Consider the following 17,474-nt stretch of genomic DNA (forward strand, 5'->3'; position numbering starts at 1 on the left):
TGACGTGGCCCGGTCGGTACGCCGGCCGGGCCGCGTCCTCATGTCCCTGGGCCGTCGGCCGGCCCGGTCAGCGGCTGAGCCACTTCACCGCGTACGCGCCCAGTTGGAACCGCTTCCCGTCGACCTTCGCGCTGATCGACCGGTCCCGCGTGTTGACGACGAGGACGGTCCGGTCGGTGGCGAGGACCCGCACGTTCGGCACGTCGTCGGCGGCGACGGACACCTTCTCGTAGACCGTGCCCGGCGGGAACGCCTTGCCGAAGCGGGAGATCAGGTCGTACATGGGCAGGTCCCCGCCGCCGTCGGCGGTGTCGGTCGGGGTCCACAGGCAGCCGGGGCAGTCGGCGCCCTTCTCCTTCTCCGGGTTCCAGTAGAAGCCCGAGGAGGCGCCGCCCCGCACCATCGCCATCATGCCGCTGGCCTGGACCGCGACGCGTCGGGTCTCGGACCAGCCCTTGCGCTCGTCCTTGGAGTCGGCCGGTTCGACGTAGTACTCGGCCCACCACAGCGGCAGTCCGTGCGTCTGCCCGCGCAGCCATCTGCTGACGGCCGTGAACTTGTCGGTGGCCGCGAACTCGTCGGGGAGCGTCTCGTCGTCGTTGGTGTAGCTGGAGCCGTCGACCACGACGAAGTCGGCGCCCGCCTTGTGCTCGTTCCAGTAGGTGAAGGCGTCGAGGACCCGCTGGTCCATGGCGCCCCAGGTTCCCTTCACCGTCGTGGACGCGTCCTGCGTCTGGCGTGGGTCGAAGCTGTCCATGACCAGGTAGGGGCCGCCCACCATGATGTCCTTGTCCACCTTCTTCAGCGCCTGGTAGACCAGGTTGTAGAGCTTGGTGTAGCCCTCGTAGTCCCAGCGGCCCTCGCCGTCGTTCCAGAAGCCCTTGAACTCGTTCCAGACGATGAAGTGGCGTACGTCGGGGTAGCGCCGGGCGACCGTCGCGGCGAGGGCGGCGAAGTCCGCGAAGTGCGAGGGCTCCGGTGCCGTCTCCAGCGAGGCCTGGCTCCAGTTCGTCCGGTCCGCCCCGGGCTTGCCGCCCTTCATCCAGTCCGGGGAGCAGCACAGGGTCACGACCGGGGTGCCGCCGGACCTGCGGACGAAGTCGATGCGGCTGTCCATCTCGGAGAAGTCGTAACGCCCCTTGGACGGTTCGGGGTTGCCCGCTCCCCACCCCATGATGTGCTGGTTCTGCGGCAGCGACACCTCGTCACGGCCCAGCAGTCCCTCGACCCGCTCGGTGGCCGCGTCGTCGCCCTCGTCGGCGCTGTACTGGGTGTGGGTGAACCCCCAGCCCACGTCGGGACGAGGCGTCTGGGGCGGGGTGACCGGAGTGCCGTGCACCTTGTCCCCGTCGCGGGTGGTGCCCAAGGTGCTCCCGCCGTCCCCCGGCAGGGTGTTGAGCAGCGTCACGACCAGGGCGAGTACGGCCGCGCCCACGCCGAGCAGCGCGGTCAGGCGCCACCGTCGTTCCCCCGAATTCCACCCATGACGTCCCATCATGGGCAACAGTAACGGGGGGAATCGGGCGCGCGACAGGTCTGTCGTCGTACAGCCCTGTAACAGGATGGAAGGGATACACCGGAAGAGCTGGACCCACGCGACACACGCGACGCACTGCGGAAACCGGGTGCATGGGACGCCCGCGTGACGGATCATGGCGGCATGTCTGCGAACCCACACGACGCTCTGCCGATCAGGCTCAACGTCGACGACAGCGACTCGCCGTCGGATGTCGTCGACGCGCTGTTCCTCGGTCGCTTCGCGACGGGCGAGCAGCCGCACTCGCACGCCGCGAACATCGACCGTGTACGGTCCGGGGCCACCCTGCTCCCGCCCGGCGCCCGGGTGCTGCGCTCCGCGCGGGACGACGACCGCAGCGCGACCCTCGCCGAGGGCGACGGCTGGACCCTCCTGGTGTCGCGCTGGAACAGGGGCGCGGACGTCACCGTGACCGCGACCAGTGTCGAGCTGGCCGAGAAGGTGCTGAGCCAGGCGACGGACGGTGCGGCGGACGAACCGGAGCCGCAGCCGGAGAACGTGACGATGGGCTTCTGGTACGTGTCGCCGCGCCGGGGCCCGCACCGCACGACCCGGCAGATCTCCGCCGGCACGTGGGAGGAGGTCCGCGCCAACTACACGGCGCCGGTCGCGGACGCGATGGACGGCCTGATGAAGACGACCCCCGAGGACATCGCGGGCCGGCTGCTGCTCCTGCACGGTCCGCCCGGCACCGGCAAGACGTCAGCCCTGCGCACGCTGGCCCGTTCCTGGCGCGACTGGTGCCAGGTGGACTGTGTGCTGGACCCCGAGCGGCTCTTCTCGGACGTCGGCTATCTGATGGACATCGCGATCGGCGAGGAGGACGGCACGGGCAAGGGACGCTGGCGGCTGCTCCTGCTGGAGGACTGCGACGAGCTGATCCGCGGCGAGGCGAAGCACACCGCGGGCCAGGCCCTGTCCCGGCTGCTCAACCTCACCGACGGACTGCTCGGCCAGGGCCGCAACGTCCTGGTGGGCGTCACGACGAACGAGGACCTGGAGCGTCTCCACCCCGCCGTCGTCCGCCCCGGCCGCTGTCTCGCCCGTATCGAGGTCGGACCGCTGACCCGCCGGGAGTCGGTCGGCTGGCTGGGCACCGAGGAGGGCGTCCCGCGGGAGGGCGCGACCCTCGCCGAGCTGTACGCGCTGCGCCGCGGCACGACACCGACATCGGTCCCGGACCAGCGTGAGGGCGCGGACGCGGGGCTGTACCTGTAGGCGCGGAGGTTCCGGCGCTCAGAGCGCTCCGCATGCTCCGGGTGCTCCGGGTGCTCCGGGTGCTCCGGGTGCTCTAGGAGTTCCCCTCGAACGCCGCGCGCAGGGCGTCCCGTACGGCGGCGAGCGCGGCGGCCTCGGTCAGTCCGAGGCGGTGCGCCCGGTCGGCGTAGGCCTGCGCGGCCGACGCCGCCTCGCGCGCCGCGGCGTCCCCGGCGGCGGCCACGAACGTTCCGTTGCGGCCGCGTGTCTCGATCACCCCGTCCGACTCGAGGGCCCGGTAGGCCTTGGCGACGGTGTTGGCCGCGAGGCCGAGCGACTCGGCCAGCCCCCGCACCGTGGGCAGCTTGTGGCCGACCGGCAGCGCGCCGGACCTGGCCTGCTCGGAAATCTGGGCGCGCACCTGCTCGTACGGCGCGGCCCCCTCTGCGATGTGGATCTTCAGGGTCACCCGGCGATTGTCCCGCACCCGGGGAAAATGAGAGGCATCCGCACGCGGCCTCCCCGTAGCGTGCGCTGCCATGACACTGATCATCCGTGAGGTGCGTCGTGGGGACCCGGTGGACGCCGCGAGCTTCGCGCGTATCCGTCACGAGGCTCTCCCCTTCATGCTCTTCACCCCGCAGTCCATCGCCTACGACGTCGAGCACGCCCATCCCGACGCGCACTACCGGCCGTTGCTGGCCCTGGAGGACGGCGAGCCGGTCGGCACCGCGCAGGTGGGCATCGTGTACGACAGCCCCGAGCCGGGCCAGGCCTACGTCAACGTGTACGTGCACCCGGAGCGGACGGGCCGCGGTGCGGGCTCGCTGCTGGTGCGGTCCGCGGAGGAGCGGCTCGCCGCCCTGGGCGCGACCCGGCTGTTCGCCTGGGTGCTGGACGCGCCCGCGAACCGCGCCTTCGCGGAGAAGCGCGGCTATCGCTCGGCCCGCTCCGCGCACTTCCTCCGCCTCGACCTGGCGAACGGCACGCTGCCGCCGCTCCAGTCCCCGCCCCCCGGCGTCGAGTTGCGCACGGGGGCGGACTTCGCGGACGACCCGCGGCCTTTGTTCGCCCTGGACGCGGAGACCCTCCTCGACGAACCCAGCGACGTCGAACGGGAGTTCACGGACTACGAGGCCTGGCTGGAGGAGACCTGGCGTCATCCGCTCCTCGACCACGAGCTGACGTCCGTCGCCCTGGTGGACGGCCGGCCGGCAGCCTTCAGCGCGGCCCGCACCGACGGCGGCACCCGCTACGGCACCGTGATGACGGGCACCGCCCGTGCGTTCCGGGGCCGCGGTCTCGCCAAGCTCGCCAAGAACCACTCACTGCACCGCGCCCGCGCGGCCGGTTACCGGGAGGCGTTCACCGGCAACGATGCGGACAACGGGCCGATGCTCGCGATCAACAAGTGGTTCGGCTACGACGTGTGCGCCACGGAGGTGAAGTATGTCCACGAACTCGGCGGAAACGCCTGACACGGTGGAGATCGTGCTCGTCAAGGCGGGCCGTACGAAGATCAGTTACCCGGCGGAGCTGCTCGCCGACGACGGGACGCGGGTCGTGGTGCGCGCCCCGTGGGCGGGCGACACGGCCCGGGACTTCGGCTTCGTACGGTTCGAGCGGGGCGATGTCTTCACCGAGTACTACTGGCGGGACCGGTGGTACGCGGTGAAGGAGGTCCGGGACGCGGCGGGCGTGCGGAAGGGCTGGTACTGCGACGTCACGCGGCCCGCTGCCGTCTCCGCGGGGCGGCTGGTGGTCGAGGATCTCGATCTGGACCTGTGGCGCTCGGCCGACGGCACTGCGGTCCTACGGCTGGACGAGGACGAGTTCGCGGAGAGCGGTCTGGCGGCCACGGACCCGGCGGCGGCCGCCGCCGCGGAGAAGGCCCTGGACGACCTCGAACGCCTGGCCCGCGAGGGCGGTTTCGAAGCGCTGCTGGAGTAGCCGGGTTCAGCCGGCACCGGCCGCCTCTCGGGGGTGCCGGTGCCGACGGTTCCTGGGGCCGGCCCGGTGGCGTCCGGGATCCACGACCCGGGCTCAGAAGGTGGCCACCACGGCGAACCTCTCGTCGTCGACCTCGTGCCCCCACAGCCGCGCGTCGCCCGACAGCGGCTCCACGCGCAGCTCGGCTCCCTCGCCCGCCTCGGCGACCAGCGGCCGGAGCAGGGCGCTCAGCCGGTCGGCGGACAGACCGACCGGGTGCACGGTCCCCCAGACGCCCTCGACGAGGACGAGCCGGCCGCCGGGCCGCAGGAGCCCCCGCCAGTACCGCAGCACGCGCTCGGGGGCGGGCAGGGTCCAGAGCACATGGCGGCAGAAGAGGACGTCGTACCGCTGCTCGCCGACGGGGGGTGCCGCCGCGTCACCGACGAGGAACGCCGCGTCACGGCCGGCCAGCTTGGCTCTGGCGAGGTCGATCATGCGGGGCGAGAGATCGACCCCGGTGACCCGGTGTCCCTCCTCGGCCGCGAGGAGGGACAGGCTGCCCGTGCCGCAGCCGACGTCGAGCAGGTCTCCCGGCCGGCCCGGCAGCCAGGTCCGCAGCCGGGCCGCCCAGGCCTCGCGGACCGCCGGGTCGCGCAGGCCGTGGTCGGGCTCCTCGTCGAACGTGGCGGACTCCGCGTCCCAGTCGACGCCCGCCCCTGGATTCGTCACGCCGTCGTTCACCATGCGTCCCATCGTGTCAGCCGCCACTGACAATCCGGGGGCCCGCCGCGGTGGCCGGACCGGGGCAGGACGTGACCGGCGCCACAGACAGATCGCCACCGATGAGGAACTCTCCCCCGAAAGGTCTACCTCCGTACACCATCGGGATCCGGTAGACGCGAGGAGGCAGCCATGCGCCGTGCGACCGTGCAGAAGCCCCTGAGGAAGTCGGACTCCCGCCGCGTACGGGACGAGGCCGAGGAACGTCCGGCCGCGCGCCCGGAGATCCGCAAGGACATCGCGCGCACCTGGTGGCCGGACGGCTGAGCCGCCCCGCGGGACCGGCGCGGCCTCGGTCAGCCGAGGCGCTTGCGGTAGTGGACGCGGTCGTAGGGCCCGTCCACGCGCCGCTCGACGACCTCGTAGCCGAGCTTCGGGTAGATCTTCTGGTTCTCCCACATCATCGCGTTCGTGTAGAGCCTGACCTCGTCCAGTCCGAGGGCACGCGCGTGTGCGTCGACGAACCGCAGCAGCCGTCCCCCGACGCCCCGGCCGTGGGCGTCCGGCCGCACGGCGACGATGTCGAGGTACAGGTGGTCGGGCCGCTCCTCGACGACCACGAGCCCGGTCACCGGCTCCCCCGTGACGTACACCCGGCCGGCCGCGACGTTGGCCGCGTGGTCCGCCTTCATGGGCGCGGGCACGACCCCGATGCGCTCCACGTAGGGCTCGAAGGCGGCGTCGATCACGGCCCGCACGACAGGCACGTCACCGACGGCGGCACACCGCACCCCGAACTCCGCAAGCCGCTCTCCGGGCTCTCCGAACCCGCCTGACTCCCCGGGCATCTCCGTCATACCCGCACGCTACCCACAGGCCGCCGGTCCCGCGGCACGCCGATGCCCCGACCGGCCTCGCCCCTCCTTCCTGAGCCCCCCGTTAGCCCCGCCTTAACAGCGCCATAAGGATCCCCATCACCCGTCTCCAGCAGGCGATTTCACGGATTCCTGGGGCTAGTTTCTGATCACCCCCACGGGATCCCGCACGAACGGCGTGCGGGGCTCGCCCCACGCATCAGGATCGTTCGAGGAGTTCCCTCATGTCTGCACGCCGCAAGGCCGCCGCTGTCGCCGCCGTCGGCATCGCCCCGCTCGCGCTGTCCGCGCTGGCCGCCGCGCCCGCGTCGGCGCACGGCACGATGGGGGACCCGGTGAGCCGGGTGTCCCAGTGTTACGCGGAGGGTCCGGAGAGCCCGAAGTCGGCGGCCTGCAAGGCGGCGGTCGCCGCGGGCGGCGCGCAGGCGCTCTACGACTGGAACGGCATCCGCATCGGCGACGCGAACGGACAGCACCAGGCCCTGATCCCGGACGGCAAGCTCTGCAGCGCCGGCAGCGAGGAGTTCAAGGGGCTCGACCTCGCGCGCGCCGACTGGCCGGCGACCAGCGTGAGCAGCGGCGCGTACACCTTCAGGTACCGGGTGACGGCTCAGCACAAGGGCACGTTCAAGGTCTACATCACGAAGTCCGGCTACGACGCGTCCAAGTCGCTCGCCTGGGCCGACCTCGACCTCACGCACCCCGTCGCGACGGTCACCGACCCGACCGCCTCGAACGGCTTCTACAGCTTCTCCGGCAGCCTCCCGGAGCGTTCCGGCAAGCAGCTCCTGTACGCCGTCTGGCAGCGTTCGGACAGCCCGGAGGCCTTCTACTCCTGCTCTGACGTGGCGTTCGGCGGCAGCGGGGGCACTGACGAGGGGGACGGCGCGGGGGGTGGCACCACTCCGGCGCCGAGCGCCTCCGCGCCCTCGGACGAGCAGATCGCGGACGGCAGCGACAAGTCGACGGTGGAGCACCACGGTCACGGCGACGACGACGCCGGCACGTCGGCCGAGCCGACCGCGAGCGCGAAGGCGGCCGGCGTCGCCGACGACACGGAGGCGACCACGGACGCCGCGGCGAACCGGCCGGAGGCCGCCGGTTCCTCCGCGAACCTCGCCGAGACCGGCGGCGATTCCACCACCGCGTACATCGCGGTCGGCGGTGCCGCCGTCCTGGCGCTCGGCGCCGCGACGCTGTTCGCGTCGGTGCGGCGCCGGGCCACCCCGGGCGGCCGGCACGGCCGCTAGGGCGCTGGACTCCGGGGGCCGACCGGCGGCTCAGGCCGGTCGGCCCCCGGCGGTGTGCTCAGCTGAACACGGACGCGCAGGTGGTGGCGGAGGCGTGGGCGGGGTCGAGGGCGTTCGCCACCTCGTGGTAGGCGATGCGGTCGACGATCCCGATGGCCACGTGCTCGGAGAGGTCGAGGCCGCACAGGTTCTGCAGCAGGACGTTGTGGACGTCGGATCCGCTCAGGAACTGCGAGTTGTACGGCGTGACCACCTCGTCGTACTTGGTGGCGATGACCGTGTAGTGCACGCCGGGGACGGTGTCGCCACCCGCGTTGAGCTTGGTCAGGAACGCGGAACCGGCGACCTGGTCGGCGAGTCCCGGAGTCGCCGACGACAGCAGGTCCGCGGCACCGGGGAAGTACGGGAGCAGGTTGGCCAGGCCGCTCAGGGTCGTGCCGTGGTTGTCGGGGGCGATGCCGACGAGGGCGTTCACCTTGGCGGCTCCGCCGAGGAACTTGAGGTAGTAGCGGGGCATCATGCCGCCCTGCGAGTGGCCCACCAGGTCGGCCTTGGCGGCGCCGGTCGCGGCGAGCACCTTGTCGACGAAGACCTGGAGCTGCGCGGCCGACTTGTCGATGGGGCCGAGGCCGTTGAAGAGGGGGACGCCGGGGAGCTGGCCGTAGTCGAGGGAGAAGACGCAGTACCCGCGGCTGGTCAGGTAGGGCGCGAGCGCCAGCCAGTTGTCGACGGAGTTCCCGAACGTGCCGTGGACGAGGACGACGGGGCGGGGATGTGCGGCGGACGGCTTGCAGGAGTAGTTGTTCCAGCCACTGCTGGGGGCGGAGTCGGCCTGGGCCGTGGCGGCGGGGACGACCGCGACGGCGGCGGCCAGGAGCAGGGCGGCCAGGGGTCTGAGCACTCGGTTCCAGGGCAGCATCGTGTGATCTCCTTGCGGCTCAAGGGAGTTGCGACGGCGTACGCCCTGTGATCCGGATCACGAGGATGCTGTTCACTCGTCAAGTTACGAGCGAGTAGCACGCGTGTGAAGTTACGCGTCAGTAAAAACTTTCAGTGGTAACCGATCGGGGCTGTCACGGTCCTTCGAACCGTCACCAGGCGGGCCTGATGGGACCGTAGGGCGCGATGCGCAGCAGACGCGTATACAACGCGCGCATGTCACCCTCACCGAGCAGTTCGCCCCACGTCCGCACGGCGTCCGCCGCCGCCTCTTCGGCCGCACGGGTGCACGCCCGCCCCCGCTCGGTCAGCAGGATCAGCCGGGCGCGGGCGTCCTCGGGGTGCGGCCGGCGCTCGACGTACCCCTTGCGGACGAGCTCGTCGACGAGCTGGCTCGCGGCCTGCTTGGTGACCCCGAGGTGCGTGGCGAGGTCGGTGACCGTCGCCCCGTCCGCCGAGAGCCGCGCGAAGGCGAACCCGTGAGCGGGCCGCACGTCCTCGAATCCGCGGGCGACGACACCCTCGTTGATACGGCGGGTCAGCTCGCCGGCGGTGGCGAGCAGGGCGGCGGACAGGGCCATGGCCTCGGAGTTCTGCACGCTGGCATTGAAACACCCTTGACGAATCAGTCAAGCAGCTTGACTATAGGGCCACGACATATGGTCAAGCAGCTTGACCATATGTCGTGCCCGCCCGACCGTACGGACCGGGCCGGACTCGCCCGGTCCCGCGCGCCGCACGGACCCGGCACCGATCCCGATCCCCACCGATCCGACCCAGGAGGCACCCCGTGCCCGTCGTCCGTTCTTCCGAAGCCGTCGTCCACGAGATCCACGGCGGCCGGTTCGTCTCGTACGCCGCTCCGCGCAGCGGGAGCAAGGAGCTGTGCGCCTGGCGCACGGAGCTCCCCGCGGGGCTCCGCGCCCCCGTGCACACCGTCGACCGCGAGGAGATCTTCCACCTCCTCACCGGCGACCTGCTGATCACGCTCGACGGCAGGACCGAACAGGTCACCGCGGGCGACACCGTGATCGTCAACCCGGGCACCGCGCTCGGCATCGAGAACGCCTCCGGGCAGCCGGCGACCGCCTGGGTCACCACCTCCGTCGGCCTGCGGGCGGAACTGGCCGACGGCTCGGTCCTCACTCCGCCCTGGGCCAACTAGGTCCCGACGCGCGGCCGTTCGTCACTCTTCAGGGTTCACCACCCAGGACGTCACGCGGCCAGCGTCCCCGGTCCGATCACATGCGGGCCGAACTTCGCCCGCGCCCGGTCCGCGACCTCCTCGATACGGCGGACCTTCTCGTCCACCGGGTCGAAGGTGAGCTGACGGGAGGCCTGCTCGGCGGGCGTGAGTCCCTCCGCGCGCAGCGCGATCGCGCGGACCCGGGCACGCTGGAGGCCGAGCGCCTCGTACATGCGGTACGCGGTGTCGGTCAGGGTCGAGGAGTGCGCCGTCGGCTCGCCGAGGGTGCGGCTGCGTGTGGTCGCGGAGCGGTCGGCGTAGCGCACGGTGAGGGTCAGGGTGCGGCAGACCTTCTCCAGGGCGCGCAGCCGTGCGCCGAGTTCCTCGGCTGTGGAGAGCAGCGCCCGGCGATGTCGGCCGGGGTCCAACTCGTCCCGCTGGAAGGGCCGTTCGGTGGCGAGGGAGCGGGAGGTGGCGTTCGGCACGACCCGGCCGCGGTCGACTCCGGAGGCCTTCTCGTGCAGTTCGCGGCCCGCCCGGGCGCCGGTGAGGCGCTGAAGTGTGGACAGGGGCGCGGCCGCGACCTTGCCGAGGGTGTCCAGACCGTACTCGCACAGGGTGCGGGCGGTGGCGCCGCCGACGCCGGGCAGCGCGGTGACGGGCCGCTCGGCGAGGAACTCCGTGACGGCGTCGGGGTCCGCGAGCACCACCCGGGGCGTTCCGGGGGCGGCGTCGCGCAGCGCCATCCGCGCGAGCATCGGTCCGGGACCGGCGCCGATCACGCAGTCGACGCCGTGCAGGGCGAGGGCCCGGACCCGGATCAGCGAGGCGAACTCGGCGGGGCCACGGCCGAAGTACCGCTCGGCACCCCGCACGTCGAGCAGCGCGCCGTCGGGCGGCAGCGCCTCGATGACGGGTGTGAACTCCTCCAGTAATCCGAGGAGTCGGGGCAAGGCGGCCTCGCGCATCGGAGGCAGCTGGAAACGTACGCAGAGGATGGTCATCCCGCACTCCCCGGACTCTGGTGCCACAACTTCTTTCCTCCCGCGGGCCCTTCGCCCGCGGGGCGCAGATCGGCCCAGGGGTGCATCTCGTACCCCGTGGACATCCGGATCGTCCGGCTCCCGGCCGGACCTCCGTCGCCGGATGCGCCGGACGTTCCCGACTGCCGGGACTCCGTCGGCTCCTCCCGCCCGCCCGGCGCCCTCGGCGCGGGCTCGGCCAGCCGCGCGGCCACCACGTCGAGGCCGCCCTCGGCGCGCAGTTCGGCCAGTTCGGCGAGGTTCCAGGCGGCGGCGCCCACCACGCTGAGACTGCGCGGGCCGCGGCGCTGCACCACGCCCCGGACGAGCAGCAGCCAGGAGTGGAAGACGGTGTGGGCGCAGGCGTCGTGGGAGTCGTCGAAGAAGGCGAGGTCGACCAGGCCCGTCCCGTCGTCCAGCGTGCTGAAGATGACCCGTTTGCCGGAGCGGATCGGCGGGGTCTGGGTGGCCGCCTTGACACCGGCCACCAGGACCGTCTCGCCGTGCCGCGCCGAACGCAGCCGGCGTGCCGTGACCACGCCCAACTCGCCCAGGAAGGAGCGGTGGTCGTCCATCAGGTTGCGGGAGGCGTCCATCGAGAGCACACCCAGTTCGGCGCTCAGCCGTTCCGCCGAGGACAGGTCGGGCAGCCCGGCCGGGGCGGTGTTCCGTCCGCCGGACAGCGGGAGCTGGCCGCCGCGCACCCCCCGGGAGCCGCGGTGCAGTTCGGTCAGGTGCAGTTGCAGGTCGCGGCGGTTGGCGCCGAACGCGTCCAGCGCGCCGACCTGCGCGAGCCGCTGGGCGAGCGGCCGGCTCGGCCGGGCCCGTTCCCAGAAGTCGAGCAGCGAGGCGTACGGCCGGCCGGCCGCGATCCGCGCGCCCTCGGCCTCGCTGATGCCGTGCACGTCGGACAGTGCCAGCCGGACACCCCAGCGGCCGGCGCCGCCGGAACCCGGGCCGGAGTCTGAGTCCGAGCCGGAACCGACCGGGTCCGGGCCGACGCCGACACCGACGCCGGAGTCCGAACCGGAGTCCGAGGCCGACTCACCAGATTCAGACACCAGTTCGATACGGTGGGCGACCGCCGACCGGTTCACGTCCAACGGCAGGATCGGCACCCCGCGCCGCCGCGCGTCCGCCAGCAGCAGCCGCTTCGGGTACATCCCGGGGTCGTGCGTGAGCAACCCGGCGTAGAAGGCGGCCGGGTGATGGGCCTTCAGCCACGCCGACTGGTACGTCGGGACGGCGAACGCGACCGCGTGCGCCTTGCAGAAGCCGTACGAGCCGAAGGCCTCGATGATCTCCCAGGTCCGCGTGACGGTCTCGGCGTCGTACCCCTTCGCGGTCGCGTGCTGGGCGAACCAGAACCGGATCCGCCCCTGCGACTCTGGGTCGGAGAGCCCCCGGCGCACCCGGTCCGCCTCGTCGCGTCCGCAGCCGGTCATGATGTCGACGATGTCGATGATCTGCTCGTGGAAGACGACGACTCCGTACGTCTCCTTCAGCGGTCCCTCCAGGTCCTTGTGCGGATAGCGGATCGGCGCCCTGCCGTGCCGCGCCTCGATGAACGGCCGCACCATGTCGGCGGCGACCGGCCCCGGGCGGAAGAGCGAGATGTCGACGACGAGGTCGTGGAAGGTCGCGGGCTGCAGGCGTCCGACCAGGTCCCGCTGGCCCGGCGACTCGATCTGGAAGCACCCCAGGGTCTCGGTGGACTGGACGAGCCGGTACGTCGCCGGGTCGCCCGGCGGCGCCGCGTCGATGTCCGGCCGGTCCCCCGTCGCCCGCTCCACCTCGGCCACCGCGTGCGCCATCGCGGACTGCATCCGCACGCCCAGCACGTCGAGCTTGAGCAGCCCGAGGTCCTCGACGTCCTCCTTGTCGAACTGCGACATCGGCAGGCCCTCGCCGCTGGTCGGCATGACCGGCGTACGGGCGAGCAGCGAGGCGTCGGAGAGGAGCACCCCGCACGGGTGCATGGCGATGCCTCGCGGAAGGGCGTCGAGGGACTCGACCAGGTCCCACAGCCTGCCGTACCGGTCCTTCTCCCCTGCCAGCTCGCGCAGTTCGGGGAGTTCGGCCATGGCCGCGCGGGCGTCGCGGGCCCGGATGTGCGGGAAGGCCTTGGCGATCCGGTCGATCTCGGCCGGGTCCAGCGAGAGGGCGGCGCCCACGTCACGGACGGCGTGCCGGACCCGGTAGGTCTCGGGCATGGAGACGGTCGCGACCCGCTCGGTACCGAACCGGCCGATGATCGCGCGGTACACCTCCAGCCGGCGCGCGGACTCCACGTCGATGTCGATGTCGGGCAGCACCGGGCGGCGCTTGGACAGGAAGCGCTCCATGAGCAGTCCGTGCTCGACGGGATCGGCGTGCGCGATGCCGAGGAGGTGGTTGACCAGGGAGCCGGCCCCGGACCCGCGCGCGGCGACCCGGATGCCCATCTCCCGTACGTCGTCCACGACCTGAGCGACCGTCAGGAAGTAGGAGGCGAAGTTGTGGTGGGCGATGATGTCCAGCTCGTGGTGCATCCGCTCCCAGTAGTCCCGCCGGCCCGCGTAGCCGCGCAGCACCATGCCGGCCGCCGCCCGGGAGGCCAGGACGCGCTGGGCGGTGCGGCGGTCCGCGCCGACGAGACGCGGTTCCGGGAAGTGGACGCTGCCGATGCCGAGGTCGTCCTCGGGGTCGACACGGCAGGCGGCGGCGGTGTCCGCCGTCTGTTCGAGCAGCCGGTGCGCGGTGTCCCGGCGGAAACCGGCCGCCTCGACGATCCGTTCGGCGGCGCCCAGCATGGCGGCCCCGTCCTTGAGCCAGGCCTCGCCGGAGTCCAGCTCGCGCCGGGGGTCGACGGGGACGAGCCGACGGGCGGCGTCCAGCACGTCGGCGACCGGCCCGAGGCCGGGGTCGGCGTAGCGGACGGCGTTGCTGAGCACGGGACGCACCCGCTGTTCGGCGGCGAGGCCGACCGTGCGGGCGGCGAGGCGCAGGGAGCCGGGGCCGGTGCCCTGGCGGCCGTGCCAGACGGCTTCCAGGCGCAGGGCGTCGCCGTAGATCTCCCGCCAGGGCACGAGCAGTTCGGCCGCGCGGTCCGGGCGGCCCGCGGTGAGTGCGCGGCCGACGTCGGAGGAGGGACCGAGCAGCACGGTCAGGCCGTCACCGTGGTTGTCCGGCCAGGGCAGCAGCGGAGGGCCGCTCCGCTCGGCGTCGGCATGCGTCGCCGTAACGATCCTGCAGAGGTCGGCCCAGCCGGCCGCGCCGTCCCGGGCGAGAAAGGTCACGCGGGCCGCCGACTCGTCGATGAAGGCGCCTCCGCGCACCGGGGTGCGCCTCCGCTCCTTCCGCACGGACTCCCCGACCGCCAGGTCCACGCCGAACAGCGGACGGACGCCCGCCTTCGCGCAGGCCTTGGCGAACCGGACGGAGCCCGCGAGGCCGTCCCGGTCGGTGAGGGCGAGGGCGTCCATGCCCCGCTCGGAGGCACGCTCGGCGAGCCGCTCCGGGTGCGAGGCCCCGTACCGCAGGGAGAATCCGGAGGAGGTGTGCAGATGCGTGAATCCCGGCACGCGCACCTCCCGACCTCTGGGCCCCGAAGGGCTTTCGAACACTAGTTCCCAACTACCTCGTCTCCACCATAGACCAATTTTCGAACTCTTGTGCGACATCCGTTCGGACCCTCCCCACCTGCGCAAACACCGACCGGCTCGGACCGTGGGGGCATGACGCAGACAGCCGGCGACACCGCCCCGCGCCCGTCCTTCCTGGCCGAGGCGAAGGACGCCGTCACCCCCCGGGCCACGCTGCTCGTCATCGGCGTGATCGCGCTCCAGCTGCTCTTCATCGCCTCCTACGTGGGCGCGCTCCACGACCCGAAGCCGAGGGACGTGCCGTTCGGGGTGGTCGCCCCGCAGGCGGTGGCCGAGCGGACGGTGACCCGGCTGGAGGGGATCAAGGGTGAGCCGCTGGACCCGAGGACGGTCCCCGACGCGGCCGCCGCGCGCGAGCAGATCCTGAACCGGGAGATCGACGGCGCCCTGATCATCGATCCCCGGAGCTCCAAGGACACGCTGCTGGTCGCCTCCGGCGGCGGCACGGTCCTCGCCACCACCCTGGAGAAACTGGTCACCACCCTGGAGGCGACCGAACAGCGCACGGTGCGGACCGTCGACGTGGCCCGGGCCTCCACCCAGGACTTCGACGGCCTCTCGTCCTTCTATCTGGTCGTCGGCTGGTGCGTGGGCGGCTATCTCTGCGCCTCGATCCTCGCGATCAGCGCGGGCGCCCGGCCCGCCAACCTGCGGCGCGCGATGATCCGACTCCTCGTGATGGCCCTCGTCGCGATCGTCGGCGGTCTCGGCGGCGCGGTGATCGTGGGCCCGGTCCTCGGGGCCCTGCCGGGGCCCGTCTGCGCCTTCTGGGGGCTCGGCGCCCTGATCACCTTCGCGGTGGGCGCCGCCACCCTCGGCCTGCAGGGCCTGTTCGGGGTCGTCGGCATCGGTCTGGCGATCCTGCTGGTGGTGATCGCGGGCAACCCGAGCGCGGGCGGCGCCTTCCCGCTGCCGATGCTGCCGCCCTTCTGGAAGGCGATCGGCCCGGCTCTGCCGCCGGGGGCGGGCACCTGGTCGGCCCGTTCGATCGCGTACTTCAAGGGCAACGACATGACCGGCGCCCTGCTGGTGCTCTCGGCGTGGGCGGTCATCGGCAGCGCGGTCACGCTGCTCGCCGCCGTGTTCCGCGCCGGGCCACGTACCGCCGCCCCGGCCGGGACCACCGCTCCGAAACCCTCGTAGCCGCACACCCCGACGACGCCGGGAACACCGGGAGCCCCGCTCCCGCGCGGGTGCGCGGGAGCGGGGCTCCGTCGGACCGGGGAGGCCGTCAGCCGATCTGGGCACCGAAGGCGGAGAGCGCCTCGGTGACCGGCTGGAAGAAGGTCTCGCCGCCCGCGGTGCAGTCGCCGCTGCCGCCGGAGGTGAGACCGATCGCGGAGTCGCCGTCGAAGAGCGAACCGCCGCTGTCACCGGGCTCGGCGCAGACGTCGGTCTGGATGAGCCCGTTGACGACGTCGCCGTTGCCGTAGTTCACGGTGGCGTCCAGGCCGGTGACCGTGCCGCTGTGCACCTGGGTCGTCGAGCCGCTGCGGGTCACCTTCTCGCCGACGGTCGCCTCGGCGGCCTTGGCGATGGGCTGCGAGGAACCGTTGTAGAGGTCGACCTCGCTCGGGTGCTCCGTGCTGCCGGTGTACTTGACCAGACCGAAGTCGTTGTCCGGGAAGCTGGACTGCTCGTTCGTGCCGATCTCGTTGCCGCTGGAGTCCGACCAGGTGGAGATGGCCTCGGTGCAGTGCCCGGCCGTGATGAAGTACGGCTGGCCGCCCTTGACCACGTTGAAGCCGAGCGAGCAGCGGCCGCCGGAACCGCTGATGGCGTCACCACCGGCGATGAAGGGCTGGAACTCCCCCTTCGTCCGCTGGACTTCCACCGTGCCGCCGAGCCCGTCGGTGACCTTGGTGAGCTTGGCCCACTCGGCCTTGGAGACCGTGCGGTCCGCGGTGACGACGACCTTGTTGCTCGCCGGGTCGGTCGCCCAGGACGTGCCGGGGATGGTCGCGTCCTTCTTGAGCGTCGTACGGGCGCCCTTCAGCTCGGCGAGGGAGTTCTCGACGATTCTGGCCTTGGCGCCGGCCGCCGTGACCGCGTCGGCCGCGCTCGCGTCGAGCACGTTGACGACGAGGTGCTTCGACGTCGCGTCGTAGTACGTTCCCGCCGCGTCGGCGCCCAGGTCCTCGCCCAGGGTCGAGGCGAGCTTTCCGGCCGCGAGGGCGGAGAGGGTGTGCGGCGTCGAGGTCGTGGGGGCCTCGCTCGCGTTCGCAGTCTGGAAGGTGACGCCGGCGGTGACCAGTGCGGCGATGCCCGCGCCCGTCATGACGGCACGGCGCCGGGATATGCGTCGGTGCTTCAACTCACGTCCTCCTGTGGGGGGTCGGACCGGGAGGTTGTGGGGACCTCCAGGACCGGAAGGCGTACGGACATGAACCCGCGGAACGACAGAAATGCTCGTCTCGACGCGTCCATGCCAGTTGTTCCCGGCCCACTATTCCGAGACGCACAGGGGACACACAAGGTCGACTTCAGGACGCGCGTACGACAACCGCCGTACCCCACCTACGCCCTGGCCGCCCATGGTCAAGGCCTGTTGATTCCCCCTGCAAACACTGCCTGCGGATCGCGAAGACGCAGCCTGTGAGGACTAGTCCTGTCTTGTTTTCGACCCCTCGGGAGGCTCGTTCGATGACGGGGCGACCGGCTCCCGCACTCCCGCGGACTGTTCGGGCACGGCCGACCACGGTGCCGTGGAGGCCTGTTGCGGCGCGGTCGGCGCTCCGGACTCGCCCACCTGCCGGGGTTCGTCCGGCCTCGACGACCGCGCGGACTGCTGGGGCGCGGACTGCTCTGCCCGGACCTGCTGTTGGGGAGGAGCGCCCTGCTGAGCCCGCTCCAGGAAGCGGAGCAGCTCGACGGGGAAGGGCAGCACGAGGGTGGAGTTCTTCTCGGCGGCGACGGCCACCACGGTCTGGAGCAGCCTGAGTTGGAGGGCGGCCGGCTGCTCCGACATCACCTCGGCGGCCTGCGCGAGCTTCTTCGAGGCCTGCAACTCGGCGTCGGCGTTGATGACACGAGCCCGCCGTTCACGGTCGGCCTCGGCCTGCCGGGCCATCGAGCGCTTCATCGTCTCGGGCAGGGACACGTCCTTGATCTCGACGCGGTCGATCTGCACGCCCCAGCCGATCGCCGGGCTGTCGATCATCAACTCGAGCCC

General features: G+C 72.2%; 17 protein-coding genes. 7 read left to right on the top strand and 10 right to left on the bottom strand.

Annotation, left to right across the window (positions count from 1 at the left end):
- Positions 1-67: 67 nt before the first annotated feature.
- The gene (locus AB0C62_RS28835) at positions 68-1,495 is read right to left on the bottom strand and encodes a xylan 1,4-beta-xylosidase (RefSeq protein ID WP_362978042.1); all 1,428 of its coding nucleotides are present in this window, start codon (positions 1,493-1,495) and stop codon (positions 68-70) included.
- A gap of 165 nt (positions 1,496-1,660) precedes the next feature.
- Here AB0C62_RS28835 and AB0C62_RS28840 point away from each other — a divergent pair, with 165 nt between their 5' ends.
- Entirely contained in the window at positions 1,661-2,755 is a 1,095-nt protein-coding gene (locus AB0C62_RS28840) for a DUF5925 domain-containing protein (RefSeq protein WP_362978013.1), read from the top strand.
- 73 nt (positions 2,756-2,828) lie between these two features.
- On the opposite strand, the gene AB0C62_RS28845 is transcribed toward AB0C62_RS28840, so the two are convergent.
- Complete coding sequence (locus AB0C62_RS28845; protein WP_362978015.1) at positions 2,829-3,203, bottom strand: GntR family transcriptional regulator; 375 nt, start codon at positions 3,201-3,203, stop codon at positions 2,829-2,831.
- Positions 3,204-3,273: 70 nt separating this feature from the next.
- Here AB0C62_RS28845 and AB0C62_RS28850 point away from each other — a divergent pair, with 70 nt between their 5' ends.
- Positions 3,274-4,212, top strand: coding sequence for a GNAT family N-acetyltransferase (locus AB0C62_RS28850; RefSeq protein WP_362978017.1), 939 nt, complete (start codon positions 3,274-3,276; stop codon positions 4,210-4,212).
- Positions 4,184-4,684 (top strand): DUF402 domain-containing protein, encoded by a 501-nt coding sequence (locus tag AB0C62_RS28855; protein ID WP_362978019.1) that lies wholly within the window; start codon positions 4,184-4,186, stop codon positions 4,682-4,684. Before AB0C62_RS28850 ends, AB0C62_RS28855 begins: the two co-directional genes overlap by 29 nt.
- A gap of 93 nt (positions 4,685-4,777) precedes the next feature.
- Here AB0C62_RS28855 and AB0C62_RS28860 read toward each other — a convergent pair whose 3' ends face one another.
- Entirely contained in the window at positions 4,778-5,410 is a 633-nt protein-coding gene (locus AB0C62_RS28860; protein ID WP_362978021.1) for a class I SAM-dependent methyltransferase, read from the bottom strand.
- 168 nt (positions 5,411-5,578) lie between these two features.
- On the opposite strand from AB0C62_RS28860, the gene AB0C62_RS28865 reads away from it, so the two are divergent.
- Complete coding sequence (locus AB0C62_RS28865) at positions 5,579-5,713, top strand: hypothetical protein (RefSeq protein ID WP_266612465.1); 135 nt, start codon at positions 5,579-5,581, stop codon at positions 5,711-5,713.
- Between the two features lie 29 nt (positions 5,714-5,742).
- On the opposite strand, the gene AB0C62_RS28870 is transcribed toward AB0C62_RS28865, so the two are convergent.
- Positions 5,743-6,234 carry a GNAT family N-acetyltransferase gene (locus tag AB0C62_RS28870; RefSeq protein WP_362978044.1) on the bottom strand — a complete coding sequence of 164 codons (492 nt, stop codon included), beginning with the start codon at positions 6,232-6,234 and terminating at the stop codon, positions 5,743-5,745.
- A gap of 251 nt (positions 6,235-6,485) precedes the next feature.
- On the opposite strand from AB0C62_RS28870, the gene AB0C62_RS28875 reads away from it, so the two are divergent.
- On the top strand, positions 6,486-7,511 hold the full coding sequence (locus tag AB0C62_RS28875; protein WP_362978023.1) for a lytic polysaccharide monooxygenase: 1,026 nt from the start codon (positions 6,486-6,488) through the stop codon (positions 7,509-7,511).
- A gap of 58 nt (positions 7,512-7,569) precedes the next feature.
- On the opposite strand, the gene AB0C62_RS28880 is transcribed toward AB0C62_RS28875, so the two are convergent.
- On the bottom strand, positions 7,570-8,430 hold the full coding sequence (locus AB0C62_RS28880; protein WP_362978025.1) for an alpha/beta fold hydrolase: 861 nt from the start codon (positions 8,428-8,430) through the stop codon (positions 7,570-7,572).
- Positions 8,431-8,602: 172 nt separating this feature from the next.
- On the bottom strand, positions 8,603-9,049 hold the full coding sequence (locus AB0C62_RS28885; protein ID WP_362978027.1) for a MarR family transcriptional regulator: 447 nt from the start codon (positions 9,047-9,049) through the stop codon (positions 8,603-8,605).
- 191 nt (positions 9,050-9,240) lie between these two features.
- Here AB0C62_RS28885 and AB0C62_RS28890 point away from each other — a divergent pair, with 191 nt between their 5' ends.
- Entirely contained in the window at positions 9,241-9,615 is a 375-nt protein-coding gene (locus tag AB0C62_RS28890) for a cupin domain-containing protein (RefSeq protein ID WP_362978028.1), read from the top strand.
- A gap of 50 nt (positions 9,616-9,665) precedes the next feature.
- Here the strand turns inward: AB0C62_RS28890 and AB0C62_RS28895 are convergent, their stop codons facing one another.
- Both AB0C62_RS28895 and dnaE read right to left on the bottom strand, forming a co-directional pair.
- The gene (locus AB0C62_RS28895; RefSeq protein ID WP_362978029.1) at positions 9,666-10,640 is read right to left on the bottom strand and encodes a hypothetical protein; all 975 of its coding nucleotides are present in this window, start codon (positions 10,638-10,640) and stop codon (positions 9,666-9,668) included.
- A complete protein-coding gene (gene dnaE, locus AB0C62_RS28900; protein ID WP_362978031.1) occupies positions 10,637-14,221 on the bottom strand; it encodes a DNA polymerase III subunit alpha in 3,585 nt (1,194 codons plus the stop codon). The genes AB0C62_RS28895 and dnaE overlap by 4 nt, the downstream gene beginning before the upstream one ends.
- Positions 14,222-14,374: 153 nt before the next feature.
- Here dnaE and AB0C62_RS28905 point away from each other — a divergent pair, with 153 nt between their 5' ends.
- Entirely contained in the window at positions 14,375-15,445 is a 1,071-nt protein-coding gene (locus AB0C62_RS28905) for a DUF3533 domain-containing protein (protein ID WP_362978033.1), read from the top strand.
- Between the two features lie 88 nt (positions 15,446-15,533).
- On the opposite strand, the gene AB0C62_RS28910 is transcribed toward AB0C62_RS28905, so the two are convergent.
- Together AB0C62_RS28910 and AB0C62_RS28915 are read right to left on the bottom strand one after the other, a co-directional pair.
- Complete coding sequence (locus tag AB0C62_RS28910; RefSeq protein WP_362978036.1) at positions 15,534-16,616, bottom strand: S1 family peptidase; 1,083 nt, start codon at positions 16,614-16,616, stop codon at positions 15,534-15,536.
- Positions 16,617-16,904: 288 nt separating this feature from the next.
- A partial coding sequence (locus tag AB0C62_RS28915) for an SPFH domain-containing protein (RefSeq protein WP_362978038.1) occupies positions 16,905-17,474 on the bottom strand: 570 nt, incomplete at its 5' end.

The organism is Streptomyces sp. NPDC048643 (assembly GCF_040650615.1).
In the GTDB taxonomy this organism is placed as follows: domain Bacteria; phylum Actinomycetota; class Actinomycetes; order Streptomycetales; family Streptomycetaceae; genus Streptomyces.